The organism is Acetobacter sp. DsW_54, from assembly GCF_002153575.1.
Taxonomy (GTDB): domain Bacteria; phylum Pseudomonadota; class Alphaproteobacteria; order Acetobacterales; family Acetobacteraceae; genus Acetobacter; species Acetobacter fabarum.
This window is the reverse complement of record NZ_JOPD01000023.1, coordinates 1-13,530: the sequence shown is the minus strand read 5'-3', so window position 1 is coordinate 13,530 and position 13,530 is coordinate 1. Positions and strand designations below refer to the sequence as shown.

14 protein-coding genes, 1 tRNA gene and 2 pseudogenes are annotated in these 13,530 nt (G+C 44.7%); 7 read left to right on the top strand and 10 right to left on the bottom strand.

The window, feature by feature from the left end; translation table 11 throughout:
• Together HK20_RS13310 and HK20_RS12850 are read left to right on the top strand one after the other, a co-directional pair.
• Positions 1 to 306 (top strand): recombinase family protein (locus HK20_RS13310; protein WP_143296494.1); only part of this gene is annotated, 306 nt, incomplete at its 5' end.
• A gap of 178 nt (positions 307 to 484) precedes the next feature.
• Positions 485 to 1,294 (top strand): hypothetical protein, encoded by an 810-nt coding sequence (locus HK20_RS12850; RefSeq protein ID WP_143296493.1) that lies wholly within the window; start codon positions 485 to 487, stop codon positions 1,292 to 1,294.
• Between the two features lie 195 nt (positions 1,295 to 1,489).
• Here the strand turns inward: HK20_RS12850 and HK20_RS09745 are convergent, their stop codons facing one another.
• The 4 genes from HK20_RS09745 to HK20_RS13235 all read right to left on the bottom strand — a co-directional run bounded on the left by HK20_RS09745 (position 1,490) and on the right by HK20_RS13235 (position 3,973).
• Entirely contained in the window at positions 1,490 to 1,837 is a 348-nt protein-coding gene (locus HK20_RS09745; RefSeq protein WP_086646881.1) for a hypothetical protein, read from the bottom strand.
• Positions 1,834 to 2,783 (bottom strand): IS630 family transposase gene (locus HK20_RS09740; RefSeq protein WP_369823054.1). Its coding sequence is split into 2 segments (ribosomal slippage): positions 1,834 to 2,441 and positions 2,441 to 2,783, totalling 951 coding nucleotides; the frame shifts between segments, so codons are not numbered across the junction. The genes HK20_RS09745 and HK20_RS09740 overlap by 4 nt, the downstream gene beginning before the upstream one ends.
• A 35-nt stretch (positions 2,784 to 2,818) precedes the next feature.
• Positions 2,819 to 3,151, bottom strand: a complete 333-nt coding sequence (locus tag HK20_RS13240; RefSeq protein WP_233129168.1) for a hypothetical protein — start codon at positions 3,149 to 3,151, stop codon at positions 2,819 to 2,821.
• A gap of 33 nt (positions 3,152 to 3,184) precedes the next feature.
• Complete coding sequence (locus tag HK20_RS13235; RefSeq protein WP_233129167.1) at positions 3,185 to 3,973, bottom strand: hypothetical protein; 789 nt, start codon at positions 3,971 to 3,973, stop codon at positions 3,185 to 3,187.
• A 521-nt stretch (positions 3,974 to 4,494) separates the two neighbouring features.
• On the opposite strand from HK20_RS13235, the gene HK20_RS09730 reads away from it, so the two are divergent.
• Positions 4,495 to 5,211: an SHOCT domain-containing protein gene (locus tag HK20_RS09730; RefSeq protein ID WP_086646880.1), complete on the top strand. Its 717-nt coding sequence runs from the start codon at positions 4,495 to 4,497 to the stop codon at positions 5,209 to 5,211.
• 268 nt (positions 5,212 to 5,479) lie between these two features.
• On the opposite strand, the gene HK20_RS09725 is transcribed toward HK20_RS09730, so the two are convergent.
• The 4 genes and pseudogenes from HK20_RS09725 to HK20_RS12980 all read right to left on the bottom strand — a co-directional run bounded on the left by HK20_RS09725 (position 5,480) and on the right by HK20_RS12980 (position 7,798).
• Positions 5,480 to 5,851 (bottom strand): hypothetical protein, encoded by a 372-nt coding sequence (locus HK20_RS09725; RefSeq protein ID WP_086646879.1) that lies wholly within the window; start codon positions 5,849 to 5,851, stop codon positions 5,480 to 5,482.
• 57 nt (positions 5,852 to 5,908) lie between these two features.
• A complete protein-coding gene (locus HK20_RS13365) occupies positions 5,909 to 6,118 on the bottom strand; it encodes a DUF2188 domain-containing protein (RefSeq protein ID WP_086646878.1) in 210 nt (69 codons plus the stop codon).
• A gap of 162 nt (positions 6,119 to 6,280) precedes the next feature.
• Positions 6,281 to 7,640 (bottom strand): annotated as a pseudogene (locus HK20_RS09715) (DUF6538 domain-containing protein).
• Between the two features lie 89 nt (positions 7,641 to 7,729).
• A tRNA-OTHER gene (locus HK20_RS12980) sits at positions 7,730 to 7,798 on the bottom strand.
• A gap of 236 nt (positions 7,799 to 8,034) precedes the next feature.
• Between HK20_RS12980 and HK20_RS12845 the strand changes: the two genes are divergently transcribed.
• Positions 8,035 to 9,372, top strand: a complete 1,338-nt coding sequence (locus tag HK20_RS12845; protein ID WP_143296491.1) for a hypothetical protein — start codon at positions 8,035 to 8,037, stop codon at positions 9,370 to 9,372.
• A gap of 330 nt (positions 9,373 to 9,702) precedes the next feature.
• Here HK20_RS12845 and HK20_RS09705 read toward each other — a convergent pair.
• Positions 9,703 to 9,997, bottom strand: a pseudogene (locus HK20_RS09705) (type II toxin-antitoxin system RelE family toxin).
• A complete protein-coding gene (locus tag HK20_RS09700; RefSeq protein ID WP_086646876.1) occupies positions 9,994 to 10,254 on the bottom strand; it encodes a type II toxin-antitoxin system RelB/DinJ family antitoxin in 261 nt (86 codons plus the stop codon). The pseudogene HK20_RS09705 and the gene HK20_RS09700 overlap by 4 nt, the downstream one beginning before the upstream one ends.
• Positions 10,255 to 10,616: 362 nt before the next feature.
• Between HK20_RS09700 and HK20_RS09690 the strand changes: the two genes are divergently transcribed.
• From HK20_RS09690 to HK20_RS09680, 3 genes are all read left to right on the top strand, one after another.
• Positions 10,617 to 10,964, top strand: coding sequence for a hypothetical protein (locus HK20_RS09690; RefSeq protein ID WP_143296490.1), 348 nt, complete (start codon positions 10,617 to 10,619; stop codon positions 10,962 to 10,964).
• Between the two features lie 87 nt (positions 10,965 to 11,051).
• Positions 11,052 to 11,945, top strand: a complete 894-nt coding sequence (locus tag HK20_RS09685) for a LysR family transcriptional regulator (protein WP_086646873.1) — start codon at positions 11,052 to 11,054, stop codon at positions 11,943 to 11,945.
• Positions 11,946 to 12,108: 163 nt separating this feature from the next.
• Complete coding sequence (locus HK20_RS09680) at positions 12,109 to 13,314, top strand: IS701 family transposase (protein ID WP_086646872.1); 1,206 nt, start codon at positions 12,109 to 12,111, stop codon at positions 13,312 to 13,314.
• The last annotated feature ends 216 nt before the right edge of the window (positions 13,315 to 13,530 follow it).

Genomic DNA, 13,530 nt, shown 5'->3' with positions numbered 1-13,530 from the left:
ACCATAGGGTTCATCCTCCGAGAGTTTTACTCTCCGGTAAAACCGGGGCAGTTCATTCTGACCCTTCTGGCTGGCTTTGCGGAGTTTGAGAGGGAGATTATCAGGGAACGCTGTATAGCTGGTCTGGAATCAGCCAGGGCTAATGGTGTGCATCTTGGGAGAAAGAGTTCCCTGACCAAACATCAGAGAACACACGCCCAGAGGCTCAGGGAGAAAGGGAAATCTGTCAGTGAGGTAGCCCGTATCCTGAATACCTCACGCATGACAGCATGGAGAGCCATGAACCCCGTTCAGGCTGTATCATAAACCGCAGTTCTGATATGAAACCAAGACACGACAGCCAGAGCTTTTCTGCCATGTCCCGGAAACGTGGGGTTTTGATACGATAAATTTTATCATGACTTACTACCCTATCAATTCGAGATTTGTAATAACCACGTTTTCCAGTAGAATTATTCTACAAATATTAACGGAAGTATGAATCATGTTTAAAGCAAAAAGAAAAACTGAACCTGTTCCACGGATAGACGCTATAAAAGTGGGAGAAATAGATACGAATGGAAAGAAAATAAAAAATGTTTTTGCCAAACATAATGAATATTGCATTTTTGAAGTCGAAGATGACAACATAAACAATCAAATAAGAGTTTTAATAGATGGATATTCAGATGAATCTGAGCGTAAAATACAAGATAGATTCAATAGAGTAAAACAAAAATATATTGAAGCGAAAGGTATGTTGCCTAAATGCTCCGATATTGAAATGATGAAAAACAGAATAGCACACACACTCTCCACATGCTTGAATTCAGAAGAAACGGATGGAAATAAAGCATTTTCAGACTTGATTGAGTCAATAGTTATTGAGCATGACAATGTAGTTATGAATAGAATTATTTATTTATCGCCATGTCTATACATTTGCATAATCCTGTTTCTTCTATCTATCTGTTTTTTTATAAAATATCCTGATAGTGTGTATTTTCATTTTATTCTTCTTATTCTGTCCTCATCGCTTGGCGGAAGTCTTAGTATATTCATTAATGCGCAGAAATTAAATTTTGAGGAATTTAGGACGAAAAAATACTATTTTCTTATCGGTTTCGAAAGAATTATTGTTTCTTTTATTTCTGGAGGAATTATATATATCGCAATTCGATCTGGAATTATTGTGCCTGTATTTTCACAGTCAGCTTTTTGGGGAACTATGATGATTTTAGTTATCTCAGGTTTTTCTGAAGCATTCGTGCCTAGTATTCTGGGGAAATACCAAAAAGATAATGAAAAAAATTAATATAATTTAAATAAAAAGGAAATAAAAATCTTATTAGAATAATAAGATTTTTCCTATAAGTTTAACTTTTTTTTGATGTATTTTATTATTCGAATAGATGAAATCCAGTATACGTGCATCTATGCTGGATTTCAGATGAAATTACGGATTCAAAGAAGATATAATGAAAAATAAAAATCATATTATCATATAAAATTATATTTTTTTCTTGCTTGAAAACAAACTTCCTACATCCCAAAACTCAGGATATTTCACGTTTTCTGCAACCTTCTTGAGGTTCACAATATCCACATCATCGAAATAGACTGTGCTTCCGACTGACTTGTCGTGGCTTTCGTGCCCCAGAAAGTCATCAATCCAGGATTCACGTAAGCCACCCTCGCCATGCTCATGAATGTTTCTGAGCTTGGTAGAGACGTTATGCCGGAACGAATGGAACACTACGCTCCTGCCAATACCAAGGCGTGATTTGAACTTGCTGAAATCCCTCTGGAAGTGAGCAGAACGCTTGTTGTCCTGCCCCTTAGAGCGTTTTCCTCTCAATCTGGTTCATATCCTGCGGCGGTAAAGAAGTTTTCGCATTCTGTAGGAGTGATCTGATCGATCAATGTGCCGATCCTGTCCCACAAGGCGTCGCGTGTGCGTTCTGCGGCTTTACGGAGATGGGCCTTGAGTTTGGAGAAGGCCTTCTCGATGGGATTGAAGTCCGGGCTGTAGGGCGGCAGATAGCGCACAGTCGCACCTGCTGCTTCGATGGCGGCCTGAACGCCGGGACCTTTGTGAGAGCCGAGATTGTCCATGATAACAATGTCGCCTGGCCGCAAATCGGGTACCAGCACGCGATCGACATAGGTCTGGAAGCTGCGGCCATTGATCGGACCATCCAGGACCATGGGCGCCACGATGCCGGTCAGTCGCAACCCAGCGATGAACGTCGTGGTTTTCCAGTGACCATGTGGCACGGCGGAACGCAACCTCTGGCCACGTCGACACCGCCCGTAGCGTCTTGCCATATTCGTGGAAGCCCAGGTTTCATCAATGAAGACCAGCCGCGCCGGATCGAGATCGGGCTGGGCATCGAACCACTCCTGCCGTCGTGTCAGGATGTCCGGCCGGTCCTGTTCCGCCGCGTGAGCGGTCTTTTTTTCCATGTGATCTTATGACGCGCGAAGAAACGCCACAGCGTGCCGATTGCAAAGTGATGGCCGTTCTCAGCCAGTCGGGCGCGGATCTCGGCCAGGGTCAGATCGTCCTTCTCCGCGATCAGCGAATGAATACACTCTGCCTGCGCTTCAATCCGGTGAGACAGACGATCCCCGCCACGGGGGCTGGCAGCAGGACTGCCGGTCGTAGCGGCAAGAGCGCACCAGCGAACCGCACTTGCCGGACTGACGCCAAACCGTTCAGCCGCCTGACGCCGCGACAGACCATTCGAAACGGCCGCAACAACACGTTCGCGGAGATCCAGAGACAATGTGCGTGATGACATCCACAGCCGGCCTCCATCCCGGCTGTCATCTTGAATCAGATCACAGCCACTTTGGGAATCCCCACCGATTCATTCAGAACAGAAAACGCTCTAAAATCAAGGTCATGGAACAGATAGTGACGCTTCTGGTTTGTCGCTCTTTGTGCAAGGTCAAGCAATCCGGCTTCCTGCAAGGCTGTGCAGATAGGAACAACACGTCTTCCGGCTTCGGTCTTCGCACTCCATTCCGTCCAGGGCTTTCCTTTCAGGGCAGGGTGGTCCTGAACCAGAATGCAGGGAATACCTTGAATCTCCTGAATGTCCTGCGGTCTTAAACGACAGATTTCTTCCAGTCGCATCCCTGTGTAAGAGGCAATCCCCACAATCATGGACGCTGTCTTGTGGCTGATGGTGCCAAACTGCTAGGGTTGACCAGCAATGGTCTTTAAGTCGGTGTCACTCCAGCGCACACGATTGGTTTTGGACTTGGTGTCAAACTGCCAGCCACCAGTGAATACGTTGCGATCCACAAGGTCACGCAGAAGAAAATGCTTCCAAAGTCCGGAAAGCTTGGTGAAATGGTTTTTAACTGACTTCCCTGAGATACGGGCCAGCTTGCGTTTCTTCGCATCTGCCACAAATTCCTGAACTGTCCAGGTGTCGTTACGCTGTTTGCCATAACTTTCCGGTAGCTGTTCCATCAGGGCCTTGAAATGCCCAACATCTGCCCCGGTATAATCCCGCATGGGTTTATCCCCACAGACTTCCAGAAAGCGTTTGAAGGTGCGTTCGTAGGATTTGACCACAGTGGATTGGACTGTGGTGTCCTTGGTTTCTAGGAAAATTTTAATCGCTTCTGAAAAGAGGGGAGAAGGTTTCTCCTTCGGAGCCAGAAAGGCTTTCATATCCTTAATCTGGCTCTGGATATCCGTCAGGGCTGGAAGGCTGGCTTTGGTCTTTTTCAGGTCTGTAACAGTGCGTTCCAGCAGATGCACACTTCTGCCAGTCAGATTTCTGGCTTTCTCCAGCTTTTCCACCTGTTCCAGACTTTCCATGGAATGTCTGAGTCTCTGATGGTCGTATTGCGTCTGTAAGAATGCAATTCTGTGCGGGTAGTCCTGAATAAGCAGGTCAAAGAGTTCCTGCGCGTCTTCAGGCAGTTCATTCCTGATAAAATTTTCGTCTTCGCTGAGTTCTGTCTTGAGGTGCATTACGGAACGGAACAGCCTTTCGGTCTCTGCGAAAACTGCACACGCATATGGTTTGGCAACCTCGCGTTTGTTAGTGCCAAGGGAGAGTCATAGCTCCTTTTTGCCTACAATATCACGGATATGTGAAGGAACGGCCCTGCGGAAATGATACCCGGATTGGAGACGTATCAACATACAGACGGCTCATTTTGTAGAAGCCGATTGTAGAAGGTTCGGCTTTTATGGTTATGGGAAGACCATAAAAGTCAATTAAATCAATATGTTATGAGTGGTGCGAACTGCGGGCCTCGAACCCGCTCGCTTTAGTCGCAACTAATCAGACAACCCGTTGAAACGGAACGATAATTTCAGACGAAATCATCCTTCACATGGTGACTGCGGGTTCACTCTGCGGGCAAACCCGTGGGGCAGTCAAGAATTTAGTAGGAAGCATTGTAGGGGAAGGTGCGCTTTTTACACTCGACTGTATATCGAACGAGATATAAATTAGTAATTTGATTATCGTGTTTTTAGGTGTTTCCATGGCTGGTATAAAAAACGTTTTTTGGCTTTTTATTATATTCTTGGTTTTAGCTTTCCTCCCTCTACATATATGGTTTCTTTTGTTAATTCCTTATTTTGTTTTGGTGTTTAGAGGTTCTGATTCTAGAAAAGAAAAATTAATAAATAAAATAAGGTCAAATCTAACAGGAGATGAACAGCTTGAAATTATAGCAGTTGAGTTAAGAATCTTTGCTTTGTTTCATCGTCGTTATGCCGTCTGTGTGACTAATAATAGAGTGATCTGTATAAGACCTAAAATCCTTGGAGGCTTTCGTCCCATGGAAGAATGGCAATGGAAATATATGACAGAAGTAATGATTGAAGAGAACTCTTTTCCATCAATACAAGGTTCAAACCTTGCATATATTTTCTCATCAGATACCCCTAATAATGATAGAAGTTTTTCTATTAGCGGTTTGAATAGTAGTGATGCTTCAAAAATCTACAATTTTTCTAATTCCCAAAAACAGCAGTGGGCAGAGAAAAATCGCATACGCCGTATGGAAGAGGCTCGGGCAGCTTCTGGTGGTATGAATTTTATGCCGTCCCAGCATGCAGGTTCAACTCCTCCCATGGTGGGTGGAAGTGTTATTGAGAATAAGCTTCGAGAAGCAAAGTCTCTTCTCGATAATGGTCTAATATCTAATGCTGAGTATCAAGAAAGAAAGTCGAAGATATTGAGTGAGCACATATAAAAAATTCTAAAATGCATGGCTAAATAATAATAACGTTGTTCATAATTTTTAGGTGTGGGTGACTATTAAATAAATTGATATTTTCTGCGTTGCAGGGGGTCAACGGGGGAGGCATCTCCCCCTTGCCAGATGTTGAATGGGTAGCCATTCGACACTGCTGGCTCCCGTTAAAACGCTAACTTTTTAAAGGCTGTTTCGGGTACATTACAATCGCCATAGTCTGCCGAAGATTCACTATAGAGAAGTCGATTGTAAAAAAGTTTTTCTCTTATGAATTTATATCGACTTCTTGAAGTCGAAAATAGCGGCCATCAATTTCTAACGCTGAGTAGACATCGCAAACAGCGTAATCATTTCCATATTGTATTCCATGGAAAAAATCATTTCCTTCTTTGAAATGTATCATTCCATCTCTGGACGAAAATGGGGTCGAGACAACTAATGAATTTATTTGATTTTCGTTTCCGCCATGCTGTAGAGCTAACTCCTTCACTTTTTCTAAAATGTCACCAGGTTGGTCGCCTTGCACTATAACTGTAGCTTTGCGCTCTTTAAGGAAGCCATTACTAATGCTACTCTGGAAACCACCAAAGTCATTTGGTCTATTTAGAATGATATTTACTAAAGTTACTAGCTTCATATTTTTTCTCACAAAAATTAAAAGGGGAAAGCATCAGCTTTCTTTTCGAGTTATACTCTATTCAGTAATCCATTTATTTGGCTGGCCATTTGTGGTATTTCGAACTCGTTCAATACGGACTGTACCGTTGCCAACTTGTTGGTTTGCCCAGTCTATAGCGTCTCGTTGAGTGGGGGCCACGGTACTGGCACGTCCTAGATTGGGGCGTCGAACAGCATAATCACCTTGTGAGCGGCGTTCGACAAAAAGATCTTTAGCTTTATTCATATTACTTATCCCGCGGTAGCTATATCAATATATAGTGGACAGAATCGATTATGATCCCAATATATCTGCGTTCAGAACAAAATGGCAACATAAAAATTAATAGAGGGGATTGTATATTTTGTTCCTCATTTTCCGAATGCAATAATTTTCACAATCATATTTTTAAAGAACTGTTTTTGGGTAGTTTATAGCCTCCACGGTCTGCTGGAGATTGGTGGTGGAGAGGCTGGTCAGATAGGTTGTGGTTCCTTGGCTCTTATGGCTGGCTTCATGTCCTAACAGGCGATCAATCCATACTTCTCGGATATTTGGCATCTGCATTTCTGAGTTGAGTGGAAACGGTATGCCGGAACGAGTGAAACGTGATTTCCGCCGGGAGGCCAATCCGGGTTTTGAGCAATGAGAAAGCCCGCCCCAGCGCAGCACCTCTGTTTCCTTGCCTGGATGTTCCCAGACCCGGAAGAAGATATGGGCAGTCTGTTGTCTCTTTCACCGCCAAAATGCCTGCTTCAATAAGTTTTGAATGGACTGGTACCACGCGAGTGCTGGCGTCCGTTTTTGGTGACCAGCCATCGTCAGAATGTGGTCTGACCATAAAACAGGGAATACCATCAATGTTTTGAATATCTTCTTTGCGCATGGCGCAAACCTCGCCCAATCGCATTCCGCTATAAGCTGCAATCAATGTGGCCAGCTGGAAGGTCTGCTCTGGCACGGACGTGCTGTGCCATGAGGCGGAGGCCAGCAAAGCCAGTTCCTTTGTCGTCCAGCTTCTCCTGACGGTTTTCTGTCCGTTCTCGAAATTCCAGCCAGTCCATGGGTTGCGTGTGACTAACTCCCTTTGGTGTAACTGGTTCCAGAGTGCTGAAAGCCTCATCATATGGTTTTTAACACTCTTGCCACTCAAGGTTGGCAGACCTTCCTCTCTGGCCCGTTGCGTCTCTTCCTCAAGGGTAAGGTTGCTTTTACGTTTGCCCAGCGATGCCGGAAGAGAAAACAGCAGGTCACGGAACGCCCCAGCCTTCTCGCCCCCTATGATGGACACAGGCGCATCTCCGAAAGCTTGTAGAAATAGTTCTACCGCCCGTTGTGTAGCTTTCTTGGTGTCAGCACTGGCATGAGGGCTATCCAGAACAAAACGTTTCAGGGCACCGGAGAGCATTAAAGGTTGGACTTTGGGTGCTTTGGCCGGTTTCTTCATCGTTCGGGGTTTTGGCATCAATACTGAAACTGGCATGGACCCCGTTTCCTGAGCAGATGAAGGCAGGTTCATGCTCTGCAAATCCCGCAGTGAAACCCGCAGTCCTTCAAGCCTGCTTAAAGCATCCGGTTCAGCCAGCACAGAATGGGCCTGCATGAACAGTTCAGTGGTTCTGGCGTGAAGGATGGACGCACGTTTGCGGGCTTCGTTCTGGTAGTCGGTTGTCAGGGAAACCCAGATTTCCCGCCGGTTTAAGGCTGCTCGCAGGGCAGGGGGAACAATACGGCGGAAGTGGTAGGTGGTGCCTCTAACTCGGAGCATAAAATCTTCCCTTGGTGGGGAAGGACGATGGAGCAAAGACAGCCTTTGCCCCTCTATCAGCCGAAAAATCGTGCTACTTCAGGTCTCTGTGGTGCGAACTGCGGGACTCGAACCCGCACATTGTAGTCGACCATAGGCTTTTGCCCAAGGAAATTCCCCGTTGTTTCGAACAGTAAAATGTTTACGCTAAACATTATGGGAAAGGCAAATGTCGGTTCAGAGGGAGGCCTATATGAAGAGATATTGTTATAAGTCTCTCTTGGAGGGGAAAGCGGAAGGTCGTCTATTCGAGTATTTTGTAAATAAGCTATCGCTTTAAATTTTTAATTAGACGATAATTTCACTATGTCTGTAAAAACAGCATTTAATCGGGGCTCATCGAGAGGAAATGGAAATGGGAATCAACGAAAATATAATTAAATTTTTAACATCAGGAAATACATTAAAAGAATCTTATAGAAATCGAAATAATGATCATCTAAATAAATGTATAAAAGAAATAGAATTGAAAGATTCATATTTCGATACGGAGTTGCGTAGTGCATTAAATAAAATTTGCTACGAAAAAAAAATAAGGACTGACAGGATAAGGTGCATTTATGAATTTCGTATAAGGTCTATATTACATAGAGGAATTGATGAAGATATAAGTGACTTATTTATGGAAATTGAAAGAGCGTATAGAGAAATTCCATGTGAATCAATGCTTCAAAAGAGAATAAATAGCATTTCATCACTAAATACCAAATTAAACCTCCTTTCTGGAGAAGAATACACCACAAACAGACTAAATTCTATATGTAATTTTCAAAGTTTTGAATTATATTATATGGAAATTATAAAATCATGTGGGGGTTTCGAAAAAATAAATAGCTCACGTCTTGGATTACCTTTTACTGACGAAAATGACTATTTAATATATAGATGCTTAAAAATATTCTTGGAAGCATATTATATTGATAAAGAATATGATTTTTTATTCGACGGCTCGTATAAAAATTCTATTTCTGAAACTTATAAAAAAATAGATGTTAATATAGAAGAATGCGATAAAAATTTCAGTAAGTATGGCTTGCTGTCAGTTGGGTCTGATATGTCATTATATAATGCAGAACAATACGGGATAATGGATCCAAGATTTTGCTCTGATAATTGTAGCATATTTCAAGTTCATTTGAATAAGGAATGTTTTTCTGCAATTTTTGATATTTATGATAAAGGATTCATAAGAAATCTGTCTTTTTTGGCCTGTGGACATAGTGATTTATTTATTTCTATGGAAGAAATTGATTTTGGAAAAATATTACATTACGATTTAAAAGAAAATCCAACATTGAATAGATTATTTAATACAGAAAAACCTAATGACAAGCTTTGGATTAAGCATGGAGAAAACAGCATTACATTTGAAGACATACCAGAAGACTTTCTCAATCACGGCGATGATATCATTACAAATGTCGTACATTTAGAGTACAAAATTGTCGACAGCAAATATTTCATAACGCATTTAGATCATGAATATATAAAATATAAATTAGAAGACTATGAAAAGAGAGAGGAAAATCCCGATATAAAAGGGCATGGTAAAATAAAAACGTTTAAAATAGATAACTCAGAAATTCCTTTAGAATCTTCTATTTTCGGCATGAATTTTCTTGCATATATTATGATTTGTCTTTTTAAAAATAAGGATATAGTTTTAGAGTATTTTGGTTATAAATATAATTAAAATTATTTATTAACGGAGTATATTATAGATGATATTTATATATCGTGTTGTCAATTGCGGAGGATAGAAAATGAAACGAACTGAACGTCTGCGAGAATAATTCCACGACTGAAACACTATCTATGTTTTATAACAAATGTCTCTAGCATTTATCGGTCATCTACTGCCAGACTTGATGCATAAAATGGCCGATAATGCTGCCACTTTGAGAGGCATCTCTGCATTGGACAGTTACGGTTTCTATATTCTACGAAATATCAGCTAAATTATGTTCGGTGCGTGAATGACCAGATTGAGGGCGAAAACAGACGTGTAATGGAAGCAAAAATTTCAGTCTGTCCGTTTTGTTGCTAATGCATAAATTTCATTATCGGCTCTCCGGCCAACGGCAATCACATAAATGACGATACGTTCGTCTATGACCTGATAGACAAGACGGTAGCCGTCTTTAAGAAGTTTGATTTTATAAAATCCAGCCAGATCACGATGAAGCTCATTTCCCCGGGAATGAGGGTTCCAGATTAATTTTTCCAGCTTCTTTTCAAATTTCTTGCGGACACTCCCGTCGAGCGCATCCCATTCTCTCAATGCCCCTCTCATCGAATTCAAGCGAATACTCTTTCATTCGCGGTGACGGTTCTTCAGCTCTGCAAAAGTCATACGGTGTTTTGGGGCAGGGTTTTTAAGGCGTTCACGAACAATTTCGAGGAGGTGGGCATCCTCATCCGTGACAAGCTGACGTTTAACGGGGGATCGGCCGGTTTCTGCGATGTAGGCCAGAGTATCGCGCAATGCATCAGAAAGAGAAATACCTTGCGCCGATAGTTTTTCAACGGCAGCCGCCTTCAGTGTTTCATCTACCCGAAATGTAACAGCAGACATGGAAGACCTCCCTTGTTTGTATGAACGTATGTATCACATACGTTCATACAAATGAAGTGTAATCATATCGGCTGGTAAGCGTCTGTTAAAATCTGATCGACGATCAAAACTGCCTCATCATGCTTTGGAAGGCGTTGAAGAGAGATCACGATTATATGATTCCCTATTTTGCCGTGCGTCCATAATTGGAGGTTGAGCATTCCTGATTTCGCTTGACTAGGTTCTGTCTTCAGAACCATGACGATAATCTTGATTACAACCAAGAACAAAGCATGAAATCGCCAATTTCTTACGCTATGATCCTTCCATAAGGCCTTGGATGTGTCAGGTCGGGATAATGGAACTCTCTCAGGGGGTGGATCATGGCCTCTGCTCGGAAGCGATGCGCGACATTTACGGAATTGGCAGCTCCATGGACAGGTCGTAAAATGGGTATAGGCCACGATTTGCGGGAACGCCTGCGCAATATAGATGCCCGCCCTCTTCGCCTCATGAAAAAAGTGGACATTGCGACCTATACAGTGACGACCGAGAATATTCCCCGTGTCAGTGATGTGCCCTTAGCGGTGGAAGTTTTGTCCGACACCCGTCTGCGTCGCACTTTGTTTATTCCTTCCCAAGCCTATGGAGTAAGGCGGCAGATAGCAGACGATCTTTTGTATTGTCATATACTCGCCAAGCGTAAATTTGTGAACGCTCTGTATGATTGAGACCGCCACGCGCTTCTATCCATTGGGGGAGATACAGAGCCCCTTGGAACCATTTGTTAAAAATAGAATTCATCATAAAAGAATTCTATGGACATCAAGTGGCTTGAAGATTTCATCACGCTAGCGCGTTTGCAGAGTTTTTCACGCGCAGCGGAAGAGCGTCATGTAACGCAGTCGGCCTTCAGTCGTCGCATCCAGGCTCTGGAAACATGGGTGGGAGTGCCATTACTCGATCGCAGCCGCTTCCCTACGACTTTAACGCCAGAAGGGCGCCGCTTCCGGGAAATGGCAGAAGAGACCCTTCGTAATCTTCTCCAGAGTCGTGCATCGCTGACGGCGTCTTCGCAGAATGATGTACCAACCATAGCCGTGGCAGCGTTGCACACGTTATCGGTTACGTTTTTCCCTCAATGGCTTTCTGAAATCGAAAAGTCCATCGGACCATGTGGTAGCCGCTTGTTGCCAGATGATTTTCATAACTGCATGGCCGCTATCGTCGACGGTTCCTATGATTTTTTTCTGACCTTTTATCATGAAGCTGTTCCTCTACTTCTTCATCCAAACCATTTTCCTCATTGTATTGTTGCTCAGGACTTTCTTGTTCCTGTTGGTCTTCCTTTACACGAGCCTCAGTCAAGCTCCCTATTTCCCTTGCTGACCTATAGTCCGAACTCATTCCTCGGCCAGATATGCCAGTGTCAGGAAGCGCAGGCCGTTCTACCCTACGGACCTGATACTGTTCGGCATGTGAATGAAAATGCCATGGCAGAAGGGCTCAGGAAGATGGTTCTGGCAGGGCACGGATGTGCATGGTTGCCCAGAAGTCTAATTGAAAAAGACCTCGAAACCCATGAGATGATTGCATTGGGAAAAGAAATTCCTCTGGAAATCCGACTGTATCGCAAAGCAGAACATACGCGTTCGGTTGTCGAACAGGTCTGGCAGGCGTCTCATCGGATGCCTTATGCAAATAAGGAATAATCCAGACTGAAGCGGCATTGGACCCGATAAGATAGCTCATCTAGTCAGGCCTGAGTGTTGTCGAAAGCGAACTGGGCGATGATGTCGAGTAGAGTAAAGGTTGTCATGCTCTGCCTAGCACTACAGTTGCATTTTATGACGAAATCTGAATCTATGGGTAACCATGATTCAGGATATGATGAGTGGCGGTGCGCCTGTTGAAGAGATGCTGGAATTGTGGGCGTCCGGGCTGCGGGCTGCCAAGGAGCGGATCGTGCCGCTGTTTACGCAGAAGCGTGTTGCGGCTTCTGCGTGCGCCTTCCTTGACGTTCTGATTGGCAATGAACCACGCAAGACAGGATGGATGCGAGCGGAAGCCGCAGGAGATCCCGGTCCATGGCGGCAACAGGCGCTTCTGGGGCGCGGGACCTGGGATGCCGATGCCCTTCGCGATGTCGTCAGGGAGCATGTGGTCGAGCATCTGGGCACTGAAGATGGCGTGCTGGTCATCGATGAGACCGGTTTTCTGAAGAAAGGTCAGGCGTCCTGCGGTGTTGGGCGGCAGTATACGGGCTCTGCTGGCAAGATCACGAATTGCCAGATTGGTGTATTTGCCACCTATGTAACGGCGCGGGGCCACGCCTTTGTTGACCGCGCCCTGTATCTTCCAAAAGACTGGACATCGAGCCGTGAGCGCCTGAAGCAGGCCCACGTTCCTGATGACGTGGTGTTTGCAACCAAACCGGCGTTAGCCTCGATGATGATCGAGCGGAGTCTTGAGGCCGGTGTGCCCTTCCGCTGGGTTGCAGCAGACAGCGTGTATGGCGTCGGCGATGTGGAACGCACGCTTCGCCGGGCAGGAATTGGATATGTCCTTGGGGTCAGAGGCAATCACTGGTTCGGGTCATGGGAGACAAACCCGCTGATTGCAGGAGAAGCCAAAGATATTGCCGCAAATCTTCCAGAGCAGGCCTGGTGCCGTCTGTCAGCGGGAAGCGGCACAAAGGGCAAGCGGTTATACGACTGGGCGTATCTTCCGCTTGCTGATCTGGATGCTGAAGAATTTGACTGCCCTGTAGCCGGTCTATGGACACGTGGCCTGTTGATCCGCCGGAACATCGCCGATGGAGACCTCGCCTGTTTTACGACATGGTGTCCAAAAGGAACAACCATGCAGGAACTCGTGAACGTTGAAGGCACGCGCTGGAGGATCGAAGAATGTTTCGAGACGGCCAAAAACGAATTCGGTCTTGATCATAACGAAACCCGTTCCTGGCATGGTTGGCATCGGCATGTCTCTCTGGTCATGCTCGCCTATGCCGTCATGGCCAGTGTCCGCTATCAGGCAAACTCACTGAAATCGAAAAAAACACTGTACCGGACACGATAGTCCTGGTCCGCTGGTCCATACAGGAAATCAGGCGTCTCGTTGTAAAACTCTCACAACGCAGACTACCCGTCGCCCACATCCTCAGATGGTCCGTCTTACGACGAACACATCAGGCCAACGCCATCCGCGCTCACTCAAAACATAAAATGCAACTGTAGCGCTAGGCTCAGGACCTATTAATTTATTGAATTGAGCTGTGTGTTGTGATTCACAGGC

Coding starts and splice junctions, on each gene's coding strand:
- HK20_RS09730 (WP_086646880.1), top strand. CDS start 4,495: ATGGCTGGTATAAAAAACGTTTTTTGGCTTTTTATTATATTCTTGGTT.
- HK20_RS09700 (WP_086646876.1), bottom strand. CDS start 10,254: ATGTCTGCTGTTACATTTCGGGTAGATGAAACACTGAAGGCGGCTGCC.
- HK20_RS13240 (WP_233129168.1), bottom strand. CDS start 3,151: ATGATTGTGGGGATTGCCTCTTACACAGGGATGCGACTGGAAGAAATC.
- HK20_RS13365 (WP_086646878.1), bottom strand. CDS start 6,118: ATGAATAAAGCTAAAGATCTTTTTGTCGAACGCCGCTCACAAGGTGAT.
- HK20_RS09690 (WP_143296490.1), top strand. CDS start 10,617: ATGGCCTCTGCTCGGAAGCGATGCGCGACATTTACGGAATTGGCAGCT.
- HK20_RS09685 (WP_086646873.1), top strand. CDS start 11,052: ATGGACATCAAGTGGCTTGAAGATTTCATCACGCTAGCGCGTTTGCAG.
- HK20_RS12845 (WP_143296491.1), top strand. CDS start 8,035: ATGGGAATCAACGAAAATATAATTAAATTTTTAACATCAGGAAATACA.
- HK20_RS13235 (WP_233129167.1), bottom strand. CDS start 3,973: ATGCACCTCAAGACAGAACTCAGCGAAGACGAAAATTTTATCAGGAAT.
- HK20_RS09680 (WP_086646872.1), top strand. CDS start 12,109: ATGATTCAGGATATGATGAGTGGCGGTGCGCCTGTTGAAGAGATGCTG.
- HK20_RS09725 (WP_086646879.1), bottom strand. CDS start 5,851: ATGAAGCTAGTAACTTTAGTAAATATCATTCTAAATAGACCAAATGAC.
- HK20_RS12850 (WP_143296493.1), top strand. CDS start 485: ATGTTTAAAGCAAAAAGAAAAACTGAACCTGTTCCACGGATAGACGCT.